The organism is Enterobacter cloacae complex sp. 418I7 (assembly GCF_050030705.1).
GTDB classification, from domain to species: domain Bacteria; phylum Pseudomonadota; class Gammaproteobacteria; order Enterobacterales; family Enterobacteriaceae; genus Enterobacter; species Enterobacter intestinihominis.
This window is the reverse complement of record NZ_JBLGUU010000001.1, coordinates 3,776,473-3,802,261: the sequence shown is the minus strand read 5'-3', so window position 1 is coordinate 3,802,261 and position 25,789 is coordinate 3,776,473. Positions and strand designations below refer to the sequence as shown.

At 58.3% G+C, this 25,789-nt stretch carries 30 protein-coding genes and 1 pseudogene; 17 read left to right on the top strand and 14 right to left on the bottom strand.

Features of this window, described 5'->3' with window-relative positions; all coding sequences use genetic code 11:
- Window positions 1–18: 18 nt before the first annotated feature.
- Genes hemW through ACQG0S_RS18285 form a run of 5 tightly spaced genes read right to left on the bottom strand, consistent with a single transcriptional unit; the run spans window position 19 to window position 3,339 of the window.
- Entirely contained in the window at window positions 19–1,167 is a 1,149-nt protein-coding gene (hemW, locus tag ACQG0S_RS18305) for a radical SAM family heme chaperone HemW (RefSeq protein ID WP_038416710.1), read from the bottom strand.
- Window positions 1,160–1,753, bottom strand: a complete 594-nt coding sequence (locus ACQG0S_RS18300) for an XTP/dITP diphosphatase (RefSeq protein WP_045308344.1) — start codon at window positions 1,751–1,753, stop codon at window positions 1,160–1,162. Before ACQG0S_RS18300 ends, hemW begins: the two co-directional genes overlap by 8 nt.
- 3 nt (window positions 1,754–1,756) lie before the next feature.
- Entirely contained in the window at window positions 1,757–2,053 is a 297-nt protein-coding gene (yggU, locus tag ACQG0S_RS18295) for a DUF167 family protein YggU (protein ID WP_022649356.1), read from the bottom strand.
- Window positions 2,050–2,616 (bottom strand): YggT family protein, encoded by a 567-nt coding sequence (locus ACQG0S_RS18290; protein ID WP_063137632.1) that lies wholly within the window; start codon window positions 2,614–2,616, stop codon window positions 2,050–2,052. Before ACQG0S_RS18290 ends, yggU begins: the two co-directional genes overlap by 4 nt.
- 21 nt (window positions 2,617–2,637) lie before the next feature.
- Window positions 2,638–3,339, bottom strand: a complete 702-nt coding sequence (locus ACQG0S_RS18285) for a YggS family pyridoxal phosphate-dependent enzyme (RefSeq protein WP_063137631.1) — start codon at window positions 3,337–3,339, stop codon at window positions 2,638–2,640.
- Between the two features lie 17 nt (window positions 3,340–3,356).
- Here ACQG0S_RS18285 and ACQG0S_RS18280 point away from each other — a divergent pair, with 17 nt between their 5' ends.
- Window positions 3,357–4,337: a type IV pilus twitching motility protein PilT gene (locus ACQG0S_RS18280; protein WP_022649354.1), complete on the top strand. Its 981-nt coding sequence runs from the start codon at window positions 3,357–3,359 to the stop codon at window positions 4,335–4,337.
- A 10-nt stretch (window positions 4,338–4,347) separates the two neighbouring features.
- On the opposite strand, the gene ruvX is transcribed toward ACQG0S_RS18280, so the two are convergent.
- The 8 genes from ruvX to metK all read right to left on the bottom strand — a co-directional run bounded on the left by ruvX (window position 4,348) and on the right by metK (window position 11,487).
- Window positions 4,348–4,764: a Holliday junction resolvase RuvX gene (gene ruvX / locus ACQG0S_RS18275; protein ID WP_006811925.1), complete on the bottom strand. Its 417-nt coding sequence runs from the start codon at window positions 4,762–4,764 to the stop codon at window positions 4,348–4,350.
- A complete protein-coding gene (locus ACQG0S_RS18270; RefSeq protein WP_022649353.1) occupies window positions 4,764–5,324 on the bottom strand; it encodes a YqgE/AlgH family protein in 561 nt (186 codons plus the stop codon). The genes ruvX and ACQG0S_RS18270 overlap by 1 nt, the downstream gene beginning before the upstream one ends.
- A 74-nt stretch (window positions 5,325–5,398) precedes the next feature.
- On the bottom strand, window positions 5,399–6,346 hold the full coding sequence (gene gshB, locus ACQG0S_RS18265) for a glutathione synthase (protein ID WP_003860032.1): 948 nt from the start codon (window positions 6,344–6,346) through the stop codon (window positions 5,399–5,401).
- A 31-nt stretch (window positions 6,347–6,377) separates the two neighbouring features.
- Window positions 6,378–7,109, bottom strand: coding sequence for a 16S rRNA (uracil(1498)-N(3))-methyltransferase (gene rsmE / locus ACQG0S_RS18260; protein WP_003860033.1), 732 nt, complete (start codon window positions 7,107–7,109; stop codon window positions 6,378–6,380).
- A gap of 51 nt (window positions 7,110–7,160) precedes the next feature.
- Window positions 7,161–7,868: a deoxyribonuclease I gene (endA, locus tag ACQG0S_RS18255; protein ID WP_023306912.1), complete on the bottom strand. Its 708-nt coding sequence runs from the start codon at window positions 7,866–7,868 to the stop codon at window positions 7,161–7,163.
- Window positions 7,869–7,962: 94 nt separating this feature from the next.
- Window positions 7,963–8,460: a SprT family zinc-dependent metalloprotease gene (locus ACQG0S_RS18250; RefSeq protein WP_003860035.1), complete on the bottom strand. Its 498-nt coding sequence runs from the start codon at window positions 8,458–8,460 to the stop codon at window positions 7,963–7,965.
- Between the two features lie 58 nt (window positions 8,461–8,518).
- Complete coding sequence (gene galP / locus ACQG0S_RS18245) at window positions 8,519–9,916, bottom strand: galactose/proton symporter (RefSeq protein ID WP_023306911.1); 1,398 nt, start codon at window positions 9,914–9,916, stop codon at window positions 8,519–8,521.
- Between the two features lie 416 nt (window positions 9,917–10,332).
- Window positions 10,333–11,487 carry a methionine adenosyltransferase gene (gene metK / locus ACQG0S_RS18240; protein WP_022649349.1) on the bottom strand — a complete coding sequence of 385 codons (1,155 nt, stop codon included), beginning with the start codon at window positions 11,485–11,487 and terminating at the stop codon, window positions 10,333–10,335.
- Window positions 11,488–11,912: 425 nt separating this feature from the next.
- Between metK and ACQG0S_RS18235 the strand changes: the two genes are divergently transcribed.
- The 4 genes from ACQG0S_RS18235 (at window position 11,913) to speB (ending at window position 15,395) form a co-directional block, all read left to right on the top strand.
- Complete coding sequence (locus ACQG0S_RS18235) at window positions 11,913–12,053, top strand: hypothetical protein (RefSeq protein ID WP_418251239.1); 141 nt, start codon at window positions 11,913–11,915, stop codon at window positions 12,051–12,053.
- A 94-nt stretch (window positions 12,054–12,147) separates the two neighbouring features.
- Window positions 12,148–12,279, top strand: a complete 132-nt coding sequence (gene yqgB, locus ACQG0S_RS18230; protein ID WP_057979949.1) for an acid stress response protein YqgB — start codon at window positions 12,148–12,150, stop codon at window positions 12,277–12,279.
- Between the two features lie 8 nt (window positions 12,280–12,287).
- Window positions 12,288–14,264, top strand: a complete 1,977-nt coding sequence (gene speA / locus ACQG0S_RS18225; protein WP_022649348.1) for a biosynthetic arginine decarboxylase — start codon at window positions 12,288–12,290, stop codon at window positions 14,262–14,264.
- Window positions 14,265–14,474: 210 nt separating this feature from the next.
- Window positions 14,475–15,395, top strand: a complete 921-nt coding sequence (speB, locus tag ACQG0S_RS18220; protein WP_017382921.1) for an agmatinase — start codon at window positions 14,475–14,477, stop codon at window positions 15,393–15,395.
- Between the two features lie 76 nt (window positions 15,396–15,471).
- On the opposite strand, the pseudogene ACQG0S_RS18215 reads toward speB, so the two are convergent.
- Window positions 15,472–15,803, bottom strand: a pseudogene (locus ACQG0S_RS18215) (MFS transporter); the annotation flags it as partial.
- A gap of 415 nt (window positions 15,804–16,218) precedes the next feature.
- Between ACQG0S_RS18215 and ACQG0S_RS18210 the strand changes: the two are divergent.
- The 12 genes from ACQG0S_RS18210 (at window position 16,219) to ACQG0S_RS18155 (ending at window position 25,783) form a co-directional block, all read left to right on the top strand.
- A complete protein-coding gene (locus tag ACQG0S_RS18210) occupies window positions 16,219–16,542 on the top strand; it encodes a Rieske (2Fe-2S) protein (RefSeq protein ID WP_003860044.1) in 324 nt (107 codons plus the stop codon).
- Window positions 16,539–16,847 carry a recombinase-like helix-turn-helix domain-containing protein gene (locus ACQG0S_RS18205; RefSeq protein WP_022649346.1) on the top strand — a complete coding sequence of 103 codons (309 nt, stop codon included), beginning with the start codon at window positions 16,539–16,541 and terminating at the stop codon, window positions 16,845–16,847. The genes ACQG0S_RS18210 and ACQG0S_RS18205 overlap by 4 nt, the downstream gene beginning before the upstream one ends.
- Window positions 16,848–16,857: 10 nt before the next feature.
- Window positions 16,858–17,880, top strand: coding sequence for an aromatic ring-hydroxylating oxygenase subunit alpha (locus ACQG0S_RS18200; protein ID WP_048966718.1), 1,023 nt, complete (start codon window positions 16,858–16,860; stop codon window positions 17,878–17,880).
- Entirely contained in the window at window positions 17,880–18,632 is a 753-nt protein-coding gene (locus ACQG0S_RS18195) for an SDR family oxidoreductase (protein WP_048966717.1), read from the top strand. The genes ACQG0S_RS18200 and ACQG0S_RS18195 overlap by 1 nt, the downstream gene beginning before the upstream one ends.
- A gap of 12 nt (window positions 18,633–18,644) precedes the next feature.
- Window positions 18,645–19,433, top strand: coding sequence for an IclR family transcriptional regulator (locus ACQG0S_RS18190; RefSeq protein WP_032671673.1), 789 nt, complete (start codon window positions 18,645–18,647; stop codon window positions 19,431–19,433).
- Window positions 19,434–19,511: 78 nt separating this feature from the next.
- Window positions 19,512–20,438, top strand: coding sequence for a VOC family protein (locus ACQG0S_RS18185; protein WP_048966716.1), 927 nt, complete (start codon window positions 19,512–19,514; stop codon window positions 20,436–20,438).
- The gene (locus tag ACQG0S_RS18180; protein WP_048966715.1) at window positions 20,435–21,622 is read left to right on the top strand and encodes an NAD(P)/FAD-dependent oxidoreductase; all 1,188 of its coding nucleotides are present in this window, start codon (window positions 20,435–20,437) and stop codon (window positions 21,620–21,622) included. The genes ACQG0S_RS18185 and ACQG0S_RS18180 overlap by 4 nt, the downstream gene beginning before the upstream one ends.
- A 25-nt stretch (window positions 21,623–21,647) precedes the next feature.
- A complete protein-coding gene (locus tag ACQG0S_RS18175; RefSeq protein ID WP_426750666.1) occupies window positions 21,648–22,904 on the top strand; it encodes an MFS transporter in 1,257 nt (418 codons plus the stop codon).
- Window positions 22,905–22,914: 10 nt separating this feature from the next.
- Window positions 22,915–23,445, top strand: coding sequence for a cupin domain-containing protein (locus ACQG0S_RS18170; protein WP_022649339.1), 531 nt, complete (start codon window positions 22,915–22,917; stop codon window positions 23,443–23,445).
- A 9-nt stretch (window positions 23,446–23,454) separates the two neighbouring features.
- Entirely contained in the window at window positions 23,455–24,225 is a 771-nt protein-coding gene (locus ACQG0S_RS18165) for an alpha/beta fold hydrolase (protein WP_048966714.1), read from the top strand.
- A complete protein-coding gene (locus ACQG0S_RS18160; RefSeq protein ID WP_045623025.1) occupies window positions 24,209–25,003 on the top strand; it encodes an SDR family oxidoreductase in 795 nt (264 codons plus the stop codon). Before ACQG0S_RS18165 ends, ACQG0S_RS18160 begins: the two co-directional genes overlap by 17 nt.
- A 9-nt stretch (window positions 25,004–25,012) precedes the next feature.
- The gene (locus ACQG0S_RS18155; protein WP_032626138.1) at window positions 25,013–25,783 is read left to right on the top strand and encodes an aspartate dehydrogenase; all 771 of its coding nucleotides are present in this window, start codon (window positions 25,013–25,015) and stop codon (window positions 25,781–25,783) included.
- Window positions 25,784–25,789 lie beyond the last annotated feature (6 nt).

Genomic DNA, 25,789 nt, shown 5'->3' with positions numbered 1-25,789 from the left:
GGGATGTAAAATCCTGAATCAGCCTTCAGGATTTTCAGCGAGGAACAGCTCAAGAAGGGAGTTTAGGAACAGCTTACCGTGCTCGGTGATCTGCCAGTACTCATTACACTCGGTCAGATACCCCTGCGCCAACGCCTCGTCAATCTGCGGACGAATCACCGACTCTGACAACCCGGTGTAGAGCGCAAACTCCGCGCGCGGTGCGGCTTCCAGCAGACGGAAGCGGTTCATAAAGAACTCAAACGGCTTATCCACCGCCTCGACGTCATGCTGACGCTCCAGGTAGCGGCCTTCCATAAACCCGCGCGGATGACGCGTTTTTGCAGTGCGCAGAATGCGCCCGTCCGGGAAGGTCACTTTGCCGTGTGCCCCGCAGCCAATCCCCAGATAATCACCAAAGCGCCAGTAGTTCAGGTTGTGCTGACACTGATAGCCCGGCTTCGCATACGCCGAGGTTTCGTATTGCTGATACCCCGCCGCGGTCAAAAGCTGGTGGCCCTGCTCGAAGATATCCCACAGCGCGTCATCGTCCGGCAGCACCGGAGGACGGGAACCAAACAGGGTGTTCGGTTCAATGGTCAACTGATACCACGACAGATGCGGCGGGTTCAGTTCAATTGCCTGACGCAAATCGTCCAGCGCTTCTTCCAGCGACTGATCCGGCAGGCCGTGCATCAAATCGAGGTTAAAACTGCGCAGCCCAAGCCCCGTTGCCAGGTTCGCCGCGCGCTTTGCCTCTTCCGGGCCATGAATGCGCCCCAGACGCTTCAGCTTTGGCTCGCTAAAGCTCTGCACGCCGATGGAGATACGGTTCACGCCCGCGCGCTGATACTCGACAAAACGGTCGGCCTCAACGGTGCCCGGGTTGGCTTCCATCGTAATTTCAGCATCCGCTGCCAGGTTCAGGCGTGCGCGCACACCGTCCAGCAGCGTCTGCATCGCCGGGCCTGAAAGCAGGCTCGGCGTACCGCCACCAATAAAAATGGTCTTCACTTCACGTCCCTGTGCGTACGGTACATCGGCATCCAGATCGGCCAGCAGATGCGCGACGTAATCATCGTGCGGCACTTCGCCCTTCAGCGCGTGCGAGTTGAAATCGCAGTACGGGCATTTCTGCACGCACCATGGGATGTGAATATAAAGACTCAGAGGCGGCAAATTAGCCATTACGCAGTGCTTCCAGTAACAGTTTCAGGGCGCGTCCACGGTGGGAGATCGCGCTTTTCTCTTCGCGGGTGAGTTCCGCAGCGGTTTTGCCCTCGGTCGGGACAAAGAAAATCGGGTCGTAACCAAAGCCGCCGTTGCCCGCCGCTTCACGGGTGATCACGCCCGGCCAGCTGCCGTGACAGACAATCGGCGTGGGATCTTCCGCGTGACGCATGTACACCAGCACGCAGTGGAACTGCGCGGTACGCTGTTCGTCAGGGACGTCGTTCAGGGCCACAAGCAGCTTTTCCAGGTTCTGCTGGTCGGTGGCGTCCACCCCGGAATAGCGGGCGGAGTAAATCCCCGGCGCACCGCCCAGAAAATCCACGGCCAGACCGGAGTCATCGGCAATCGCGGGCAGTCCGGTTACCTGCGCCGCATGGCGCGCTTTCAGAATGGCGTTTTCGATAAACGTCAGGCCGGTTTCTTCGGCGGAGTCCACGCCCAGCTCGGTCTGAGCCACCACGTCCAGCCCAAAATCATGTAATAGCGAGGCCAGCTCGCGCACTTTACCGGCGTTACCGGTGGCGAGAACAACTTTCTGCATGGTTTAGTCCTGTTTTGTCAGAGCCGCGACTTCCGTCGGGATAGATTGCGGGTTAAGGATTTTTACCTGTTTATGCCGGCCAAGTTCACCTTTCTCAATGATGACCTGGCTTTTAGCGACGCGAAACTGTTTTGCCAGATATTTAGTCAGATGCGCATTCGCCTGGCCGTCAACGGGCGGGGCAGTGATGGCGACTTTTAGCTCGTCGCCATGCAGCCCAACAATGCTGTCGCGGCTGGCTTTCGGCTGAATGTACAGCCGTAAAACCAGCCCGTCGGCGCAGGGGCTAACTGCACTCATAACGCCATCCACAGCCCCGGCAGCAGCATACTACCCGTCGCCTGTAACAGTTCCGCGATACCCATATTCAGCACGTACAGCAGCAAAACGAGAAGCATCGGGGAGAAGTCGATTCCGCCCATCGCAGGCAGCAGGCTACGGATCGGACGCAGCAATGGTTCAGTCAGCTGAATCAACGCGTACTCCACCGGGCTACGGCCCCGGCTTACCCAGCTCATAATCGCCATCACCAGCAGGACCCAGAAGATCAGCGAGCCGACGGTTTTAACCAGGATCAGAACGGCTGAAATCCAGATAATCGGCTGGAAAGTGATGACCATAAACAGCACGATCGCTTTGATAACGCTCAGAATAAACGCCATCAGCAGAGATGAACTGTCAATCGGCCCCATTGCCGGAATGATGCGGCGAAGCGGCCCCACAATGGGCTGCGTGATTTTCACGATAAATTGTGAGAATGGATTGTAAAAATCACAACGGGCCCACTGCATCCAGACGCGCAGTAGCAGCGCCATCGTATACAGTTCAATGACCGTTGAAAGCAGGAAAGTCAACGTCTTCATGGCGTTCCTCAGGTTTCCTTATTATTGGGTGTAATCGCGCGCACCGAAAATTGCTGTGCCGATGCGCACCATGGTGCTGCCTGCCGCGATGGCGGCTTCCATATCGTCCGACATGCCCAGAGAAAGCGTGTCTACCGTGTCATAGCGCGCTTTAAGCGCCTCAAATGCTACAGCCATTTGCTGTGCTACGGCAAACTGCCTTTCATAACTTGACTCTGGTGCCGGAATGGTCATCAGTCCGCGCAGGGTTAAGCGCGGCAGCGCCGCCACGTCCGTCGCCAGCGCATCCAGTTCGCTCAGCGTAATGCCGGACTTGCTGTTTTCATCACTGATGTTGATTTGAATCAGCACGTTAAGCGCTGGCATCTCCATAGGGCGCTGGTCGCTCAAACGGGTAGCGATACGCAGACGATCGATGGTGTGACACCAGTCGAAGTGCTCTGCTACCAGACGGCTTTTGTTCGACTGTAGCGGACCGATAAAGTGCCACTGCAGGTCTGTATTTCCCCGCTCCCGGAAAGCGCGAATCTTATCTACGCCTTCCTGCACATAGTTTTCACCAAAGGCACGATGACCGGCGGCTATCGCTTCTGCGATGGCGCTCGCAGGCTTGGTCTTGCTGACTGCAAGCAACGTAATTTCTTCTGAAGCACGGCCGCAACGCGTTGCCGCGGCTGAGATTTTGTCCCGGACCTGTGCCAGGTTATGCGCAATGTCGTTCATTTTCCGAGGAGTTGTCTATGGATGTGGAAGAAATTGTGGCCCTTAGTGTAAAGCATAACGTCTCCGATCTACACCTGTGCAGTGATTCACCACCGCGCTGGCGCAGGTCAGGCCGTCTTGAACCTGCGCCGTTTCCGCCCCCCGATGTGGAGGCGTTATTAAAAGCGTGGCTCAACGACGAGCAGCAGGGTGCCTGGTGGGCAAACGGGCAGGTAGATTTTGCCGTTACCCTCACAGGCGGTCAGCGGCTGCGCGGCAGTGCGTTTAAGCATATGCACGGCGTTTCGATCGCGCTACGCCTGTTGCCGCTGACGTGTCCGCAGCTCTCTGCGCTAGGCGTGCCGCGCGCGATCCCGGAGCTTTTGTCCAATGACAATGGCCTGATTCTGGTCACCGGCGCCACCGGCAGCGGGAAATCGACCACCCTGGCCGCGATGGTCGATTTTCTCAATCACCATACGGACGGGCACATTCTGACCCTGGAAGATCCGGTGGAGTTTATGTACCAGAGTGAACGTTGCCTCATCCGGCAGCGGGAGATAGGCCAGCATAGCCCGTCCTTTGCCGAGGCCCTGCGCAGTGCGCTGCGTGAAGATCCGGATGTGATTCTGCTTGGTGAGCTGCGCGACAGCGAGACGATACGCCTGGCGCTGACGGCGGCTGAGACTGGCCATCTGGTGTTGGCCACGCTGCACACGCGCGGCGCGGCGCAGGCGATCGAGCGCCTGGTCGATACCTTCCCGGCGCAGGAGAAAGATCCGGTTCGTAATCAGCTGGCGGGAAGCCTGCGTGCGGTACTGGCGCAGAAGCTGCGTCAGGATGTCCAGGGCGGGCGCGTGGCGCTGTATGAGCTACTGGTGAATACGTCGGCGGCGGCAAACCTGATCCGCGAAGGCAAAACCTGGCAACTGCCGGGCATTATTCAAACGGGGCAGCAGGCGGGGATGCAGAACTTTGAGCAGAGTCTGGCGGAGCGACGGGCGCAGGGGCGGCTGTAGGCCCCGGCGCTCAGTAACCCTGTTCGAAATAGCTTTCGAGGATAATGACGGCTGAAGCTGAATCCACGCTGCCTTTGTTCAACGCCCGGAAGCCACCGTGCTCGAACAGGCCAGCGCGTGCCTCGACGGTGCTCAAACGTTCATCGTGCAGCTTAACGGAGACACCAAAGCGGCCATGAATTTTGTTCGCGAACTTGCGCGCGCGGGCGGTAAGCGGCTGCTCGGTGCCGTCCATGTTCAACGGCAGACCGACAATCACGTCGTCCGGCTGCCACTCTTTGAGCAAGCGCTCAATAAGGTTCCAGTCCGGCGTGCCGTCGTTAGCTTTCAGCGCTGTGAGCGGGCGGGCGGTGCCGGTGATCCGTTGACCCACAGCGACGCCGATGCTTTTGGTGCCGAAGTCAAAGGCGAGAAGGGTGCCGCTCATTACGCGTGCCCCGCAACGCCAGGCATGGTCAGAATATCAATGCCAATCAGTTTTGCCGCGTCACGCCAGCGATCGGCGATAGGGGTTTTAAACAGGATATTCATATCCGCAGGGGCCGTCAGCCAGGCGTTGTCCAGAATTTCTTGTTCCAGCTGCCCTTTTTCCCAGGAAGCGTAGCCGAGCGCAACCAGCACCTCAGAAGGCTGATTTGCCGTGCCCAGTGTTTCGAGCACATCGCGAGAGGTGGTGACGACGGTGTTATCGGAGATACGAATGCTGGACGAGAAAACCGGCGGGGTATGCAGGATAAAGCCACGATCTTCTGCAAGCGGTCCGCCGAGCATCACAGGTTTATCAAGACGGATTTCCGGCAGCCGCGCTTCAGCAGGGATTTTCAGCTTGTCCAGAATGCCTTCAACCTGAAGGTTTTCCAGCGGCTTATTGATGATAATCCCCATTGCGCCGTCTTCGTTGTATTCGCAAATATAGACCACGGCGCGGCGGAAAATCGGATCCTGGAGAGCAGGCATGGCAATAAGAAAGTGATGCTGTAAATTCATTGTCAGAGGTACTGTTTCCTGGTTTAAAAAGCGACAGCGCCCAGTATGGGGATAAACACAGGCGCTGTCACAGGTTATTTCTGTAAACGTTTTTCGATAGCGTCCATCAGCATTCCGGTGATCGAGATCGGGAATTCCGCTTCGATCTCACGAATGCAGGTCGGGCTGGTGACGTTCACTTCGGTCAGACGATCGCCGATGATATCGAGGCCAACGAAGATCAGGCCTTTGGCTTTCAGCGTAGGGCCGACGCGGCGGGCAATTTCCCAGTCGCTTTCGCTTAACGGACGCGGTTCGCCACGGCCTCCGGCCGCCAGGTTGCCACGGGTTTCACCACCCTGCGGGATACGCGCCAGGCAGTAAGGCACCGGCTCGCCGTCTACAACCAGCACACGCTTGTCGCCGTCTTTAATGGCCGGCAGATAGTTTTGCGCCATGCAGTAGCGGGTCCCCAGCTCGGTCAGCGTTTCGGCAATCACGCCAATGTTCGGGTCGCCCTCTTTCACGCGGAAGATCGATGCGCCGCCCATGCCGTCCAGCGGCTTCATGATGATGTCGCCGTGCTTCTGCCAGAATTCTTTCAGCTGCGTTTTGCTGCGGGTCACCAGCGTTTCCGGCGTCAGGTCAGAGAACCATGCGGTATAGAGCTTCTCGTTGCAGTCGCGCAGGCTCTGCGGCTTGTTGACGATCAGCGTGCCTTTCTCTTCGGCACGCTCAAGGATATAGGTGGAGTAAATGTATTCGGTGTCGAACGGCGGATCTTTACGCATCAGGATGACGTTAAGGTCGGCCAGGGCAATATCCTGCTCGGTGCCGAATTCGTACCATTTTTCGTAGTTCTGCTCGACGTTAACGATGCGGGTACGTGCGCGGGCTTCACCGTTGATCAGGTACAGATCGTTCATCTCCATATAGTGGAGTTCATAGCCGCGACGCTGCGCTTCCAGCAGCATAGCGAAGCTGGAATCTTTCTTAATGTTAATGTTTGCGATGGGGTCCATCACGATGCCGAGCTTAATCATGTTCTTCTCCGGTTATGGGTCAGGCTTTGCTTCAACCCAGATCGCCAAATCGCACCTGTAGGGCGGTAATGGCGGTGAGTGCCGTTGTCTCAGTGCGCAGAACGCGAGGTCCCAACAGAATATCAGTAAACTGGTAACGCGCCGTCATGGCGATTTCGTCAGCCGACAGGCCGCCTTCCGGGCCAATCAGCAGGCGTACGCGCTCAACGGGCAGCGGCAGCGTATTGATGCTGGCGCTGGCGCGCGGATGAAGATTAAGCTTAAGCCCGCTTTCCTCTTCTGCACACCAGTCCTCCAGATCCATCGCCGGGCGGATCTCCGGGATGCGGTTGCGGCCACTCTGTTCACAGGCTGCAATGGCAATTTTCTGCCACTGCTGGATCTTTTTGTTCAGACGTTCCGCATCCAGTTTAACGCCGCAGCGCTCAGAAAAAAGTGGCGTAATGAGGCTTACACCCAGTTCAATGGATTTCTGAATGGTGAACTCCATCTTTTCCCCGCGCGACATCACCTGGCCAAGGTGAATGTGCAGCGGGGATTCCCGGTCGTCCACGTCGCCACGCAGCACCTTCACGTGCACGCTTTTTTTATCGGCGCGCGTAATTTCAGCGTCAAAAATCTGATTAGAGCCGTCAAAGAGCTGAATCGCCTGGCCTGCGCCCATGCGCAGCACGCGGCCTACGTGGTTTGCGGCATCATCAGACAGGGCGATTTCGCCGCCTGGGGTAATCAGTTCAGGGTGATAGATGCGAGGGATGCGCATAGTCAGAAATTCCATGTGTCATGCGATATAAGCGAATTGCCGTAGTGTAGGTTAGCTCTTTTGCGCCTGGCAAGCCCGCTGGACGTAAGGGTTGTGATTCCCCTGGACTTTGGCGATACGTTCGTCGCGCTGGCATTCCCAGTCCGTCACCGGGTAGAGCTTGTCCCAGGCATTGAAGAGCTGCGTCTGCTGGCGGGAAAGGTTGAGATCGTAGCGGTCGCGCATATAGAAGTAAGTGCGGGCGATGCTGCCGCGCGCGCGGGCAGGCGGTTCGGCGAGTTTCTCTTTGAAATCGACCTTCATGGCGCACTGACCGTACTGGCCTTCGCCACCGTTCCACTGGCTGTACATGAAGTTTCCGCGGTCGCCATTGACTTCACCCACGGCGGGTTGCAGGTTGTGCATATCGCTTTCCATCTGGCGGTAGACCGGATCTTTTGCGCAATTTTTACGTCCACCGTCCTGCCAGCACTGGCGCTGGTGGCCAAACTGCCAGGCCGGAACAACGTGTTCCCATTCGATTCGGCTGGCGCGGTTCTCGTTCTTGCGCACCTTATAGCCGCAGGATCCCAGATCCACGACCCCTTTCTTACCCTGCCAGTTAATTTTACAGCCGCAGTAGAAATCACCCGGTACGTCGGCGTTAATCTTTACGCCTGCGGTTTTTGCCTGTGAGAAACTGTGAATACCGTCGGCCAGAGCATGGCCGGAGAGCGCCGCCGCCAGAAAAGCGACTGCGAGAGAAACATTACGGGACATCTTACACTCCGTGTCAAAACGAGCCCGCAACGTAACGAATGTTGTTCCCGTATGCAATCAGTCAGATCAGGAAAGTTCCTGAAAGTTCGAGTGATTATTCCGCCACCAGTGGTTCGCCGCACTTTACGCAGCGATAGGTCGCCTCGCCGCGCACCACGCGGTTGTGACGGCGCACGGTAAGCTGGTGCTGCTGGCACTGGCAGCGGTAGGGAAACGTATTGCGGCGTACCGATTCCAGCTCGAACTGGTGGGTGCGGCGAGCCGGAACGCCGAGCACCGCCTCCATCATCCATTTCCACTCTTTGCCGTGCGGCGCGACGCGGCCAAAGTGTTTCCACACCAGAAGGTGGGCCAGCTCGTGCGGCACCACTTCTTCGATAAACGCCTGCTGATTTTCCATCATCAACACCGGATTCAGGCGGATCTCATACGATTCCAGCCAGGCGGTGCCTGCCGCGGTGCCACGCTGCTGATAGACCAGCTTCGGTTCAGGATAATTGCGGCCGAGCTTCAGGTTGGCCTGGGCGAGTTTTTCCCGCAGGCTGCGCATGACGGCTTGCTGAATGGCGATGGGGAGACGGGGAGCTTTCATAGGGGCAGAGCATAAAGCGGGAAGCGGGGAGGCGCAAGAGGCGCCTCCCGCAGGAGGATCAGTCGTGTGCGCCGATTTCGCGCAGAGGACGACCTTTCATCAGGTTACGTTCAATGTGTTCCAGTGAAACATGTTTGGTTTCAGGAACCAGCCAGATAGTGAGAACGATAAAGAACAGGTTCAGACCGGCGTAGACCCAGAAGGTATTGGCGTTACCCAGGGTATTGAGCATGGTCAGGAACGTTGCGCCGACGATCATGTTGGCAATCCAGTTGGTTGCGGTAGAACAGGTGATACCAAAATCACGCCCTTTCAGCGGCTGGATCTCAGAGCACAGCACCCAAATCAGCGGACCGGCGCTCATCGCAAACCCAATAATAAACATCAGCAGCATCGCCACGGCGAAGTACTGTGCCGTTGGGGAGTGAATGCCCATGTGCATCATGGTACCCAGCACGCCCATCCCGATGGCCATCACCAGGAAGCCCAGCGTCAGGGTTGGTTTACGCCCCCAGCGGTCCACCAGACCGATAGCGATAAAGGTCGCCAGCACGTTGGTCAGGCCGACGATCACGGTGCCCCACATCTGTTCGGTGGTGTTGGTGTAGCCCGCCAGTTCGAAGATTTTCGGCGCGTAATACATGATGACGTTCATCCCGGTGAACTGTTGCATGATCTGTAACAGCACACCGAGGAACACCGCGCGGCGGAAGTTGCTGTTCTCTTTGAACAGCGCCCAGCCGGACTGTTTGACCTTCAGGCTTTCGCGGATCTCTTCCAGCTCGTTTTTGGCTTCGGCGCTGGTATCACGCAGGCGTAAGAGCACGCGTTCGGCATCGTGGAAGCGGCGTTTGGCGGCGAACCAGCGCGGGCTGTCCGGCAGGAAGAAGACACCAATCAGCAGCAGAATGGCCGGAATGATGATGACGCCCAGCATCCAGCGCCATGCGCCGCTGTAGCTGAAGGCGGTATCGGAAAGATAAGCCCCCAGAATACCGATGGTGATCATCAGCTGGTACATGGAAATCATGCTGCCGCGGATTTTTTCCGGTGCGATTTCAGACAGGTACAGCGGGGCAGTATAAGACGCCACGCCCACTGCCAGACCGAGCAGCACGCGGGAGAGGATCAGCACTTCAACGTTAGGCGCAGCGGCAGAGAACAGTGAGCCGGCAACGAACAGGATCGCGCCGATCATCAGGCTCTTTTTACGCCCGAGCTTAAAGGAGAGCCAGCCGCTGCCGACCGCGCCGACGGCGGCACCGAACATCATGGAGCTGACCACCCATTCCTGAGTGTGTGCGCTAATCTGGAACTCATCGGTGATGAAAGGTAATGCACCGGCAATTACGCCAATATCCAGGCCAAAGAGTAATCCTGCCAGAGCGGCGAGGAAGCAGACGAAGAACGTCATTGCCTTATTGGACGTACGCCCCTGTTTATTATTGTCAGGCATTATGCCCTCCAGTTGGGTTATCAGTTTTTACGATATTAAGAGTAGGTGAGCGGCTCATAAAAATATGTGAGTCAAATCACAACGGTGTAATCGGTTACACTAGTTTGTAACCGTAAAAATAATTAAAGCTTTGAAAATATAGAGGTAAATTAATTGATATGCATCGCGTTTGCACAAATTTCAGACTTAACTGAAAGGGAATGTAACAGCAGAAGAAATGCGATCATGCAAAGAGAATATTCTGAAAGCGGGGTATAGAGAGTGAGGTGTAAACGGTTCCAAACATTGCCGGGTGGCGGCTGCGCCTTACCCGGCCTACAAAAATTCACTACCCGTAGGTCGGGTAAGGCATAGCCGCCACCCGACATAAAAAAGGCCAGCACAAAGGCTGGCCTGTTTAAGCTGCTGGCAGTCGTTTATTTCAGACCGGCAGCATCACGCAGCAGGGCGGCTTTGTCGGTTTTTTCCCAAGGGAAATGTTCGCGACCAAAGTGACCGTACGCTGCGGTTTCCTGGTAGATTGGGTGCAGCAGATCCAGCATCTGAATCAGACCGTATGGACGCAGGTCGAAGAACTCACGCACCAGCAGGGTCAGCTGTTCAGAAGGCACTTTTTCAGTACCGAAGGTTTCCACCATGATGGAGGTTGGCTCAGCCACGCCGATGGCGTAGGAAACCTGAATTTCACAGCGGTCAGCCAGGCCCGCAGCAACGATGTTTTTCGCCACATAACGTGCAGCGTACGCCGCAGAACGGTCCACCTTAGACGGGTCTTTACCGGAGAACGCGCCGCCACCGTGGCGCGCCATGCCGCCGTAGGTATCTACGATGATTTTACGACCGGTCAGACCGCAGTCACCCATTGGGCCGCCGATAACGAAGCGTCCGGTTGGGTTGATGAAGAATTTGGTCGCAGAGCTCAGCCATTCAGTTGGCAGAACCGGCTTGATGATCTCTTCCATCACCGCTTCCTGCAGGGATTTCTGGTCAATATCTTCAGCATGCTGCGTGGAAAGAACCACGGCATCAATGCCGACGATTTTCCCGTCGTCATACTGGAAGGTCACCTGGCTTTTCGCATCCGGACGCAGCCACGGCAGGGTGCCGTTTTTACGCACTTCAGCCTGACGCTGCACCAGACGGTGTGCGTAAGTCACCGGCGCTGGCATCAGCACGTCGGTTTCGTTGGTCGCGTAGCCGAACATCAGGCCCTGGTCGCCCGCGCCCTGTTCCAGCGGATCGGCACGGTCAACGCCCTGGTTGATGTCCGGGGACTGTTTGCCGATAGCGCTCAGTACGGCGCAGGAGTTGGCATCAAAGCCCATATCAGAATGTACATAACCGATCTCACGCACCGTGTTACGGGTGATCTCTTCGATATCAACCCATGCGCTGGTGGTGATCTCACCGCCAACCAGAACCATGCCGGTTTTGACATAGGTTTCACACGCTACGCGCGCCTTTGGATCCTGCGCGAGGATCGCATCCAGCACCGCATCGGAGATTTGGTCAGCAATTTTATCAGGATGTCCTTCTGATACGGACTCGGACGTAAACAGGTGTTTTGCCATGTTTTATTTCACCTAAAAGGAATTTGGTTAGCTCGAACTGCTGTGTGGAATAGCCAAAGGAGATAATTCTACCAAGGCCTGCAGGATTTTGACACTGGCAGTCTGAGTGTTAATCGGTATGGATGGATTAACATCTGGACGTCTATTTTAGGTCACTTCTTCACCCGATTTCCAGTTTTTTTTGACTCACCTCTCACTGCGTTGAAAACACGGCTGGAAATTTTTCCTGACGGCGCTGGCAACCTGCGCATTTTTGTTTTGCTTTTTAGCGACCTTCTCGGTATAAAACGCGGCGCGCGGCTCATATAAAATAAGCGCTCGATGAACACATCGTGTCGCCACTTCCAGCCGGGTTAAGCAGTGAACTTTTAGCTTTGGCTTGTGGTCCGTTTCAGCAGAGGCGGCCGTGGAGGTGATACGAGATAATGAACCATTGTTTTCCGCTCATTCAGCGCAGTCGTTCTGGCGCGCATTTGATTCCCACCCGCACTTCTGGTCTAAACACCTGCCGATGTTATACCCATCTCGGTGCTTCTCAGGATTCCAGAGCCGGTCACGCTTTGTGAAAACTGAACAAGGGCGCTCTTGTTAATACAGGAGTTTTCTCGTGGTTTCGCCGAACCTTGTCATACAGAGTTCGGATACGTGTTTTACAATGATATGAATAAGAAACCGGTCGCACGGTCTGGATTTCAGCATACTCTGCTGGGAAATGGAGCCGTTAATGGGTTGTTATCGCCGTATAACGCTGCGATAGTAGTCAACTGTTTTACACTTAATACAAAGAGTTGAGGTTCGCTATGTCTGACGACATGTCTTCGCTTTCGCCTTCGTCAGCAGGCGAACAGGGTGTACTACGTTCTATGCAGGAGGTTGCGATGAGCTCCCAGGAAGCCAGCAAGATGCTGCGCACTTACAATATTGCCTGGTGGGGCAATAACTACTACGACGTTAACGAGCTGGGCCACATCAGTGTCTGCCCGGATCCGGACGTCCCGGAAGCGCGCGTGGATCTCGCTAAGCTGGTGAAAGCCCGTGAAGCCCAGGGTCAGCGCTTGCCTGCACTGTTCTGCTTCCCGCAGATCCTGCAACATCGCCTGCGTTCTATTAACGCCGCGTTCAAACGCGCGCGGGAATCGTATGGTTATAACGGCGACTATTTCCTTGTTTACCCGATCAAGGTAAACCAGCACCGTCGCGTGATTGAGTCCCTGATCCACTCCGGCGAACCGCTGGGCCTGGAAGCTGGCTCCAAAGCGGAGCTGATGGCGGTTCTGGCGCACGCGGGCATGACCCGGTCGGTGATCGTCTGTAACGGCTATAAAGACCGCGAATACATTCGTCTGGCGTTGATTGGCGAGAAGATGGGCCACAAGGTCTATCTGGTGATCGAGAAGATGACCGAAATCGCGATCGTGCTGGAAGAGGCCGAGCGTCTGAACGTGATCCCACGCCTTGGTGTGCGTGCGCGACTGGCGTCGCAGGGTTCCGGTAAATGGCAGTCTTCCGGCGGTGAAAAATCCAAGTTCGGCCTCGCGGCGAACCAGGTGCTTCAGCTGGTGGAAATTCTGCGCGAGCGCGGTCGTCTGGACAGCATTCAGCTGCTGCACTTCCACCTTGGCTCGCAGATGGCCAACATTCGCGACATTGCCACCGGCGTGCGTGAATCGGCACGTTTCTACGTTGAGCTGCACAAGCTTGGCGTAAATATTCAGTGCTTTGACGTGGGCGGTGGCCTGGGCGTGGATTACGAAGGGACACGCTCGCAGTCTGACTGCTCGGTCAACTACGGCCTGAACGAATACGCCAACAACATTATCTGGGCGATTGGCGATGCCTGCGAAGAGCACGGCCTGCCGCACCCGACGGTGATCACCGAATCCGGCCGCGCGGTCACTGCGCACCATACGGTGCTGGTCTCTAACATCATCGGTGTTGAGCGCAGCGAAATCACTGAAGCCACGCCTCCGGCAGACGATGCTCCACGTTCCCTGCAAAGCATGTGGGAAACCTGGCAGGAGATGCACGAGCCGGGCACGCGTCGTTCTCTGCGCGAATGGCTGCACGACAGCCAGATGGATCTGCACGACATTCACGTCGGTTATTCTTCAGGCACCTTTAGCCTGCAGGAACGCGCGTGGGCGGAGCAGCTCTATCTGAACATGTGCCATGAAGTGCAGAAGCAGCTCGATCCGAGCAACCGCGCACACCGTCCGATTATCGACGAGTTGCAGGAACGTATGGCGGACAAAATGTACGTCAACTTCTCCCTGTTCCAGTCGATGCCGGATGCCTGGGGTATCGACCAGCTGTTCCCGGTTCTGCCGCTGGAAGGGTTGAATCATGCGCCGGAACGCCGCGCGGTGCTGCTGGACATTACCTGTGACTCAGACGGCGCGATTGACCACTACGTCGACGGTGACGGTATCGCAACGACCATGCCAATGCCGGAGTACGATCCGGAGAACCCGCCAATGCTGGGCTTCTTTATGGTGGGTGCGTATCAGGAGATCCTCGGCAACATGCACAACCTGTTCGGTGATACCGAAGCGGTTGACGTGTTTGTCTTCCCTGACGGCAGCGTGGAGGTTGAGCTGTCCGACGAAGGGGACACCGTGGCGGATATGCTCGAATACGTTCAGCTGGATCCGAAAAAACTGCTCACCCAGTTCCGCGATCAGGTCAAAAACACCGGTCTGGACGATGCCTTGCAGCAGCAGTTCCTGGAAGAGTTTGAAGCGGGTCTGTACGGGTATACGTATCTGGAAGACGAGTAGTAAAACCTCCCTCTCCCGGTGGGAGAGGGTTGGGGTGAGGGCATCAGACCGCACGATGCCCTATACTCACTTGAACCCGTATGAATTAACGGCGATAATTCGCCCCACTATGCGATTTACGAATCAATCCCTTCCTCGTCGGGTTTAACGACGCGGAGGGGATTTTTTTTCATCTGTTTTTAATGTATCGACTTTATAAGAGGTCAGGACATGAGCACTTTAGGTCATCAGTACGATAACTCTCTGGTATCTAACGCGTTTGGTTTTTTACGCCTTCCGATGAACTTCCAGCCTTACGACAGCGATGCTGACTGGGTGATCACCGGCGTACCGTTCGACATGGCAACGTCCGGTCGTGCGGGTGGACGTCATGGCCCGGCGGCAATTCGTCAGGTTTCCACCAACCTGGCCTGGGAGCACAACCGCTTCCCGTGGAACTTCGACATGCGCGAGCGCCTGAACGTGGTGGACTGCGGTGATCTGGTGTACGCCTTCGGTGACGCGCGCGAAATGAGCGAAAAATTGCAGGCGCACGCCGAGAAGCTGCTGGCGGCCGGTAAACGCATGCTCTCCTTCGGCGGTGACCACTTCGTGACCCTGCCGCTGCTGCGCGCCCACGCGAAGCACTTCGGTAAAATGGCGCTGGTGCACTTTGACGCGCATACCGACACCTACGCGAACGGCTGCGAATTCGACCACGGCACCATGTTCTACACCGCGCCGAAAGAAGGCCTGATCGATCCGAACCACTCCGTGCAGATCGGCATCCGCACCGAGTTCGACAAAGACAACGGCTTCACCGTACTCGACGCGGGCCAGGTGAACGATCGCGGCGTGGACGATATTCTGGCTCAGGTTAAGCAGATCGTCGGCGATATGCCTGTCTACCTGACCTTCGACATTGACTGCCTGGATCCGGCATTCGCACCGGGTACCGGTACGCCGGTGATCGGCGGCCTGACGTCAGACCGCGCCATCAAGCTGGTGCGCGGCCTGAAGGATCTTAACATTGTCGGGATGGACGTGGTGGAAGTGGCTCCGGCCTATGACCAGTCCGAGATCACCGCGCTGGCCGCGGCGACCCTGGCGCTGGAAATGCTCTACATCCAGGCAGCGAAAAAAGGCGAATAAGCCTTACGCGCTGATTGCTGCTGCGCGCCGCATGCGCAGCAGCAACATTCCCCAGGCCAGCGTGAAGGTGTGGACAAACCCCGGTTATTTCGCGGGCGATGACCATTCCCGTCAGCGAGCCTAACAAAGGCGAAACCGCGCAGACCGCGGCCCAAATCGCAATGCTGCTTAATAATCCCTGCCGATAATGAAGTTTGCTTTCAATAACCGGCGTTAATAATAGAGCGGAAAAACCATAACCCAGAAGAAAACAGTCATGAGTAGGCCCTGTAACATTCTTTTTTCATTTAACTGAAAATGTTCGGCAAATTCCGGGTTTAAAATCATTACCGAGATAATTATCCGATCGACGTACGAAATAATAATGAGTAATAAAAGCGCAATCGTGCCTTGCCATCTTGCCGTCATCATGTCCGCCTTACGTTTTTTGTAACTTATATTTTTCATCAATGTGATTGTCACGGAGCTAAAATGGTTCACCTGTGAAACTCATTGTTTATTAAAGATAAATTAAAAATGAGTTTCACCGGTGAAACGCGAAAGAGGTGACGTTAATTTATTTTTAAAGAGTAAAAAGAAAGGAAGTCAATATCTTTTATTCAAAATAAGAGACCATTAAAAAAACGTATTTCTCACGCTGTAATAATGAAAATTTCATATCGCTGCATTTTTTCGTGATCCCTTGCACACTTAGTTAATTAATTGCCGATCGATTAACAAATTCGTCACATTGTCGCTTGACGAAACATTCATCGCTTTTATATTGACCGTATTAAATAAGAAACAGAGTTTCATATATGAAACAAAAGCCTGGAGGATCGTGATGAGCTGGATAGGCGTATGTGACGCAGAACAAGTACAGGAAGATTTCCCTTTTAGCGGCAACGTCGACGGGAAAGAGATCGGCGTTTACCTGATCGACGGTGAATATTACGCGCTGGAAGACGTATGCCCCCACGCCTATGCCCTGCTGAGTCAGGGCTTCGTAGAAGACGGCAAGGTGGAATGCCCGCTGCACGAGGCGGTGTTCGACGTCAAAACCGGCCAGTGTCTGCACGGCCCCGGAGGACGCAACCTCAACCGTTACCCGGTTCGGGTCTTTGAAAATCAGATTCAGATTACCTTTGTTGAGGAGACCGTGGCATGAGCGACACGCTGAACTACAACCCGGCGCTGCCGGAAAGCCGCCAGTTTACCCCGCCGGCAGAGGGCGGTAATGGCGCCATTCACAAGCCGGGCGAGTACCAGAACCTGATCTGGCAGACCCGCAGCCGTGAGCCGGAAAGCTGGGAGGTGAAGCTGATTGCGACGCTGGAAGAGCTCTTCGAACAGGGCGTTGAAACCCTGCCGGAGCTGGTAAACGGGCTGAACGCGGTGCGCATGCACGACCAGCAGGGCGAGCCGTGGAGCGACGCCAGCTTCCAGGCATTCTTACAGGTTAACGGCTACTGAGGGCAACGCGATGACGACGACCGTACAACACTATCTGGATACAGGCCTGCGCGGCCTCTGGTATCCGGTGCTGGCGAGCTGGGAAGTGCAGTCTGCGCCGGTGGGCATCACCCGCCTGGGCGAGCAGATTGTGGTCTGGCGCAACAAAGACGGCCAGGTGCAGGCGCTGGAGGACCGCTGTCCGCACCGCGGCGCGCGCCTGTCGATGGGCTGGAACCTCGGCGACCGCATCGCCTGCTGGTATCACGGCGTAGAGGTGGCGGGCAACGGCGAGGTGAAAGACGTGCCCGCTGTGGATAAATGTCCGCTGGTCGGCCAGCAGTGCGTGCGCAGCTATAACGTGCAGGAGGCGCACGGCGCCATCTTCCTCTGGTTTGGCGTCACCGCGGATCAGCAGCCGGACGAACTGACCTTCCCGGATGAACTCGCCGACACGGACAGCTTCAGCAACTTCCTCTGCACCGCCGCGTGGAAATGCAATTACCAGTACGCGCTGGAAAACGTGATGGACCCGATGCACGGCACCTATCTGCACTCCTCCTCGCACTCGATGGCGGAAGGGGATCGCAAGGCCGACATGGTGCTCCAGCCGACCAAAACCGGCTTTATCTTTGAGAAGAAAGGGCAGAGCGGCGTCAACTTCGACTGGGTGGAGCTGGGCAACAGCGGCACCTGCTGGATGCGTCTCTCCATTCCGTACAAGAAGCGTTTCGGGCCGGGCGGCCACTTCTTTATCGTCGGCATGGTGGTGCCGGAAGATAACGACAACTGCCGCGTCTTCTTCTGGCGCATTCGCCGGGTGCAGGGCTGGCAGCGCGATATGTGGCGCTTCATGTACCGCAACCGTCTGGAAAAACTGCACTGGGAAGTGCTGGAGCAGGACCGCGTGGTGCTGGAGAGCCTGGCGCCAAACGCCCGCGATCATGAATACCTGTATCAGCACGACGTTGGCCTCTCGCGCCTGCGTCGCATGATGCAAAAGGCCGCCAAAGAGCAGCTGGCGATGCGTGAAGCACAGCAGGGGGCCGCCTGATGAACGGGCTGCTGAGCGGTAAGCGCATCGTCATAACCGGCGCCGCGCGCGGGCTGGGCTACCACTTTTCCCAGGCCTGCGCGGAGCAGGGCGCGGCGGTGGTGATGTGCGACATCCTCAAAGGCGAGCTGGCCGAGAGCGCCCACCGGCTGAGCGAGCGGGGATATGCGATCGAATCGCACGTTATCGATCTGGCCGATCCGCAGTCCATTGAGCAGGTGTTCAGCGCGATTGGCGAAGCAGGGCTGATTGACGGCCTGGTAAACAACGCGGCGATGGCGACGGGCGTCGGCGGCAAAAATATGCTCGATTACGATCCGGATCTCTGGGATCGGGTGATGAGCGTCAATGTCAAAGGCACCTGGCTGGTAACGCGCGCCGCGGTGCCGCTGCTGCGCGAGGGGGGGGCGGGCATCGTGAACGTCGCGTCCGACACCGCGCTGTGGGGCGCGCCGCGCCTGATGGCCTACGTCGCCAGCAAGGGCGCCGTGATTGCCATGACCCGGTCAATGGCGCGCGAACTGGGTGAAAAGCGTATACGCATTAACGCCATCGCGCCGGGGCTAACCCGCGTCGAGGCGACGGAATATGTCCCCGCCGAACGGCATCAGCTCTACGAAAACGGCCGCGCGTTAACCGGGGCACAGCAGCCGGAAGACGTCACCGGCAGCGTGGTCTGGCTGTTAAGCGATCTGTCGCGGTTCATCACCGGACAGCTGATCCCGGTCAACGGCGGTTTTGTATTTAACTAAGGTAGGGCGATGATGGCAAACGATCAGGAAGTGAAGTATCTGGTGCCGGGGCTGGAGCGCGGTTTACAGCTGCTGTTGGCCTTTGGCGAGCAGCATCGCGATCTGACCTTTGCCGAACTGCATCGGCTGGTGGATATGCCGAAGGCCACCGCCTATCGCGTGGTACAGACGCTGGAGTACATGGGATTTCTGGAGCGCAACACGCGCACCAATACCTTTTCGCTGGGCATGAACGTGCTGCGTCTTGGCTTTGAGTACATCGCCTCGCTGGACGTGGCGCAGGTCGGCCAGCCGGTGATCGAGCAATTGCGCGACGTGAGCCAGTGCAGCAGCCATCTGGCGATCCGCGACGGGCGCGACATTATCTATATCGCCCGCGTCAGCGCCGCCGGGTCGCGTATCAACCAGGTCAGCATTGGTACCCGTCTGCCGGTGCACTGCACCTCGCTGGGCCGCATGCTGTTGACCGATATTTCCCGCGCTGATTTCGAACAGCTGTTCCCGCATGAGCGCCTGCCGGGCAACACGCCGGGGCAGCTTCACGACCGCGAAGCCCTGTGGCAGATGGTGCAGCAGGACAAAGCCCGCGGGTATGTCATCGGCGAATCCTTCTTCCGCCACGGCATCTCTTCCATCGTCTACCCGGTGTATGACCGAAGCGGCCGCGTGGCGGCGGTGGTCAGCATTCTGGTGCCGTCGGAGGAGATCCCACTGAGCGACCGCGAGCGCCTGCAAAACGAGGTTCGCCTTGCGGCGGATAAAATTTCTGGCTTCTTAGGGTATCTGTCACAGGCCAGTTAAATCAGTGAGTTAACGTCAGGCGCTTGACTGCGTCGGGCATGTTTTACGCCCAATCTGGGCCAGATGAGGCAACGAACGATGAGTATAACCGGAATTGAAAAGCTGGAATTTGGTGTGGAAGACCTGACGCACTGCGCCAAATTTATGCGTGATTTTGGCCTGACGGGCGATGCCAGCGGCCAGCGTTTCACCACCCTGAGCGGCGCGCGCGTGGAGCTTAACCCGATCGACAGCCCCGACCTGCCGCCCGCGTTTGAAGCGGGCAACACTCTGCGCCGCATGACCTGGGCGGTTGCCAGCCAGTCTGAGCTGGATGCGCTGCGCCCGAAGCTGGCGCAACAGCCAGGTTTTCGTGAAGTGGGCGACGCGCTGGAATGCCTGGATCCGAACGGCATGACGCTGCGCGTGCAGGTGACCCAGCAGACCGACGTGGAGCTTAACGTCGAGCCAATAAACCAGTGGGGCGACACCCGCCGTATCGACACGCCCAGCCCGGTTTACGATCGCGCCCAGCCGATCAACGTGGGGCATGTGGTGTTCTTCGTGGAAGAGCTGGCGGCAGTGGAGAAATTCTACCGCGAGGTGCTCGGCTTCCAGGTCTCGGATCGCTATATCAACCGCGCCGTGTTCCTGCGCTGCGGGGCGCGTGGCGGCCATCACAACCTGTTCCTGCTGCAACTGCCGAACCGCAAGCGCGGCCTTAACCACGTGGCCTTCACCGTGCGCGACATCCACGAGGTGATCGGCGGCGGTATCGCGATGAATAAACATGACTGGAGCACCTTTATCGGGCCGGGCCGTCATCCGGTGTCGTCGGCGTACTTCTGGTACGTCAACAGCCCGACCGGCGGCGCGTTTGAGTATTACACCAACGACGACTACCTGACCGAAAACTGGCAGCCGCGCGAGCTGGAGCACTCCCTGGTCTCCTTTACCGAATGGGCGGTGGAGGGCGGGATTGACCACGACACGCGCCGTCAGCAGAAAAAGCCGGAGGCGGTATGACATCGCGCATTGTCATTATCGGCGGCGGCCAGGCGGGCGGCTGGGCGGCGAAAACCCTGCGTGACGAGGGCTTCGACGGCGAGATTTGCGTGGTGGCGGAAGAGGAATGGGATTTCTACGAGCGGCCGCCGCTGTCAAAAGCGTCTCTGCTGGAGCCGGACTCCGCGCTTCCGCGGCTGTTTAGCGAAGAAGCGCAGCAGGCGCTGAACCTGATCTGGTACCGCCCGCTGCGTGCTGAATCAGTCGATCGTGAAGAGAAAATCGTGCGTTTAAGCAACGGCGAATGTCTTAGTTACAACATCCTTTTAATCGCTACCGGCGGGCGGGCGCGCCTGCCTTCGCAGGCGTGGGCCAGCCATCCGCAGGTCTACACCCTGCGCCACTGGCAGGACGCGCAGCGCCTGAAAAGTCGCCTGTCGGAAAGTCACAAACTGGCGATTATCGGCGGCGGCTGGATTGGCCTTGAGATTGCCGCTTCCGCGCGGAAAAGCGGCGTGGCGGTCACCCTGTTCGAGCAGCAGCCTGCGCTCTGCATGCGCTCGGTGAGCGGCGAGGTGTCCCAGCGCCTGGAGGCCATCCACCGCGAGCAGGGGGTGGAGATCCGTACCGGTTGCGGCGCGCTGGAGCTGGAGGACGACGGCGGACTGCCGGTCATCCACTGCGACGGCAACCGTGAAACCTTTGATGCGGTCGTGGTCGGGATCGGCGTCGATCTCAATCTGGAGCTGGCGCTTGATGCGGGGCTGAAAACCGGGCGCGGGATCGTGGTGGATGCCCAGGGACGCACCTCGGATCCATTCATCTTTGCCGCTGGCGATGTGGCCCAGCACCATCACTACGGCCTGTGCATCCAGTCCTGGGCCTTCGCCCAGAATCAGGCAGTGGCGACGGCGAAAGCGGTGCTCAACCCCGATGCGCCAGGTTACGACGACGCGCCGTGGCTGTGGTCGGATCAATATCAGCACAATATTCAGATCCTCGGTATTCCGCAGCCGGAGAGTAAAACGATAGTGCGTGAAGATGCGCTGTTCTTCTCGCTGGATGAAAACGGGCGGCTGACGCAGCTGGTGGCGTTCAACGATGCGCGCACCGTCAAGCTGGCGAAGCGCTGGATGGCGGCGGGGCGGGATCTGTCGAACGTACCGCTTGCCGACCCGACATTTTCACTGATGTCACTGCGATAGCTAACCCGCACCCGTAGGGGGAGAGATGACCACACTAGAGACGAACACCGCGCCGGTTGAGGCGAGCGGTGAGGGGACCCGCACGCCCGAAAAAGCGGTGCGCTGGGCCATCCCGCTGTCGCTGCTGGCCTGCGTGCTGCTGGCGTTTTTCGACAAAATCAGCATCGCGGCGCTCTTTTCGGATACCCATTTCCAGCAGGCGATGGGCATTGATTTCGACACCACGCGCCTCGGCATATTGATGAGCGCCTTCCTGCTGAGCTACGGCTTTTCGTCGGTATTTTTGAGCGGTTTAGGCGACAAAATTGCGCCGCTGCGCCTGCTCACCGGGATGATGGCTGTGTGGTGCGTGCTGATGGTGGCGATGGGCTTTACCCATAACTACACGCTGATGATCGTCCTGCGCATCCTGCTGGGCGTGGCGGAAGGGCCGCTGTTCCCGCTGGCTTTCGCCATCGTGCGCCACAACTTCCCGCAGCATTTACAGGCGCGCGCCACCATGCTGTGGCTGCTGGGCACATCGGTAGGGGCGGCAATTGGCTTCCCGCTCTCCCTCTGGCTGCTGAACACCTTCGGCTGGCAGAGCACCTTCTTTGTCATGGCCATGCTTACCGTGCCGGTGCTTATCTTTGTGCGCATCGGCCTGCGCGGGATCCGTCTGGAGGCTAAACCCGGCACTTCGCAGGCGTCTCAGGACGAGCGGCGCGCGGCGCGGCGCGAGCTGTTCGTCAGCCCGCACTTCTGGATCATCTGCATCTTTAACATCGCGTTCCTGACCTACCTGTGGGGCATCAACGGCTGGCTGCCGGGCTACCTGATCAAAGGCAAAGGCATCCACCTGGAGCATGCAGGCTGGCTGTCGTCGATGCCGTTCATCGCCATGCTGGCGGGCGAGGTGATTGGCGCGTGGCTCTCGGACAGGGTCGATAAGCGCGCGGCGGCCTGCTTTATCTCGATGGCGGGGGCGGCGGTGGGGCTGGCGGCGGTGATGCACCTCGATACCCCGCTCGCCGTCATCGCGGCGATGAGCTTCAGCACCTTTATGTGGGGCACCGGCGCGCCCAACATTTTCGCCCTGCTGGCGAAGGCCACCCATCCCCGGGTGAGCGCCACGGCGGGCGGCATTTTCAACGGGCTGGGAAACTTTGCAGGCGCGCTGTCGCCGGCGGTGATGGGCGCGCTTATCGCCTTCACCCACAGCATGGATTCCGGGCTGATTTTTCTGGCGGTGATGGCGGCGGTGGGCTGCGTCCTGTTACTGCCGCTGCTGAGACGTTACTGAGGAGAGTGTCATGACTGATTCAACCGTAACCCACAAAACGGGCATCAAACCTGACCATCTGACGATGGAGGAGTGGGTCGAGTCGCGCATCGCGCGCTTCGAAGGCCGTAAATACGACTGGAACGCGCTGAAGTTCCAGGCCGATTTTGACCCGAAATACCGCCGGGCGCAGATGCGCTACATCGGCACCGGCGCAACCGGCGTGGCGAACGACACCAATACCGTGCAGGCGGACCATTTTACCTTCTCCACCATGGTACTGCCGTCGAAGTGCGAAGGGCCGCTGCACCTGCACGACGACGTGGAAGAGGTGTTCTTCATGCTCAAGGGGCAGATCACGCTGATGATCCAGGACGGCGACAACTACACCGAAACCGTGCTGCGCGAGCGTGACCTGATCTCCGTCCCGCCGGGCATCTATCGCGGCCTGTTTAACCACGGGGAAGAAGAGGCGCTGATGTGCGTCATGCTGGGAACCAACAAGCCGGAAATCCCGACCTATCCGTCCGACCATCCGCTCTCGAAAGTGAAGCGGAACTAAGGGGGCGCCATGACGGGTTTTCGTGAACAGGGAAGCGGCATTCCGCTGATGCTGCTACACGGGATCAGCTCTGGCGCTGCGTCCTGGCACAAGCAGATGGCGCTGAACGGTTTTCGCGTGCTGGCGTGGGACATGCCCGGTTATGGCGAAAGCCCGATGCTGGCCGTCGCGCGGGCAAACGCGGGGGATTACGCCGACGTGCTGGCGGCGATGCTGGATCGCGCCGGTGTCTGGCAGGCGGTGCTGGTGGGCCATTCCCTGGGGGCACTGGTCGCAAGTGCCTTTGCGGCGAAGTTCCCGGATCGCGTCATTCATCTTGTACTGGCCGACGCTGCGCAGGGCTACGGCAATGCCGCGCCGGAGCAGCGGGAGCAGGTCTGGCGCAACCGCGAGCAGCAGATGGCGTTGGGCGGCGAAATCCTCGCCCAGACCCGTGCCGCGAAGCTGCTGCGCCCCGGCGCGCGCGCGGAAGATATCGCCACCGTCGCGGCGGGCATGCGCACGCTGCGCCCGGAAGGCTACCTTGCCGCCGCGTGGTTGCTGGCGCATGACGACATTCACGGCTGGCTTAAACGATACTCCGGCACGTTTGAAGTCTGGTGCGGCGAGCAGGACGCGATAACGCAGCCCGAACTGGTGCAGGGGCTGGCGCTGCGCTACGGCATGCCGTTTACCACCATTCCGCAGGCCGGGCACGCCAGCTATCTCGATAACGACGTGTTTTTCAACCAACAGCTTTTACGCATTAACGAAGAGGTGCGCGATGAATGCACAAATTGACGGGCGCGTAGCGGTAGTCACCGGCGGTTCTTCTGGCATTGGCTTTGAAACGCTGCGCCTGCTGCTGGGTGAAGGGGCGAAAGTCGCCTTCTGCGGCCGTGACCCGGATCGGCTCGCCAGCGCCCATGCGACGCTGCAAAACGAATTCCCCCACGGGGAGATTTTTTCTTACCGCTGCGACGTGCTGAACGCCGACGAGGTTCAGGCCTTTGCGGATGCGGTGCAGGCGCGCTTTGGCGCGGCGGACCTGCTGATCAACAACGCCGGGCAGGGCTACGTGGCGCACTTCCATGACACCCCGCGCGAGGCGTGGCTGCACGAGGCAGAGCTGAAGCTGTTTGGCGTCATCAATCCGGTGCAGGGGTTTCAGCCGCTGCTGGAGCAGTCAGACATTGCCTCTATTACCTGCGTCAACTCCCTGCTGGCGCTACAGCCGGAGGAGCACATGATCGCCACCTCTGCCGCTCGTGCCGCGCTGCTGAACATGACGCTGACGCTCTCGAAAGAGCTGGTGGGTAAAGGCATTCGCGTCAATTCCATTTTGCTCGGCATGGTGGAGTCCGGGCAGTGGCTGCGCCGCTTTGAAAATCGGGCGGACAAAAGCCAGAGCTGGCCGGAGTGGACGGCGGATATCGCGCGCAAGCGCGGCATTCCAATGGCGCGCCTCGGCAGGCCGCAGGAGCCCGCGCAGGCGCTGCTGTTCCTCGCCTCGCCGCTGGCCTCGTTTACCACCGGCGCCGCGCTGGACGTTTCCGGCGGCTTCTGTCGCCATCTGTAAGGACGCATCATGAAAAAGGTAATGTTGATTGGTTTTGGTGCCATGGCGCAGGCGGTGATTGAGCGCCTGCCCGCCGGTGTGGCTATCGGCTGGATCGTGGCGCGCGCATCTCACCATGCCGCCATTCACGACCAGTTTGGCGATGCGGTCGAGGCGCTGACGTCGCCGATGGCGTGCGCGCAAACGCCGGATCTGGTGCTGGAATGCGCCAGCCAGCAGGCGGTGGCCCAGTACGGGGAAGAGATCCTGCGTCGCGGCTGGCATCTGGCCGTCATTTCCACCGGCGCGCTGGCGGACAGCGCGCTGGAGCAGCGTCTGCTCGCCGCGGGCGGAAAACTGACTCTGCTTTCCGGTGCAGTGGCCGGTATCGACGGGCTGGCGGCAGCGAAAGAGGGTGGGCTTGAGCGCGTCACCTATCAGTCGCGCAAAAGCCCGGCCAGCTGGCGCGGCAGCTATGCCGAGCAGCTTATCGATCTGAATGCGGTGTCAGAGGCAGAGGTCTTTTTTGAAGGCAGCGCCCGCGAGGCGGCGCGGCTGTTCCCGGCGAACGCCAACGTAGCGGCGACCGTGGCGCTCGGCGGCGTCGGGATGGATGACACCCGCGTGCAGCTGATGGTTGACCCGGCAACGAAACGTAACACCCACACGCTGCACGTCGAAGGGCTGTTTGGCGAATTCCATCTGGAGCTGAGCGGACTGCCGCTGGCGTCTAACCCTAAAACCTCCACCCTGGCGGCACTGAGCGCGGTGCGCGCCTGCCGCGAGCTGGCCCTGAGCTGAGGAGTG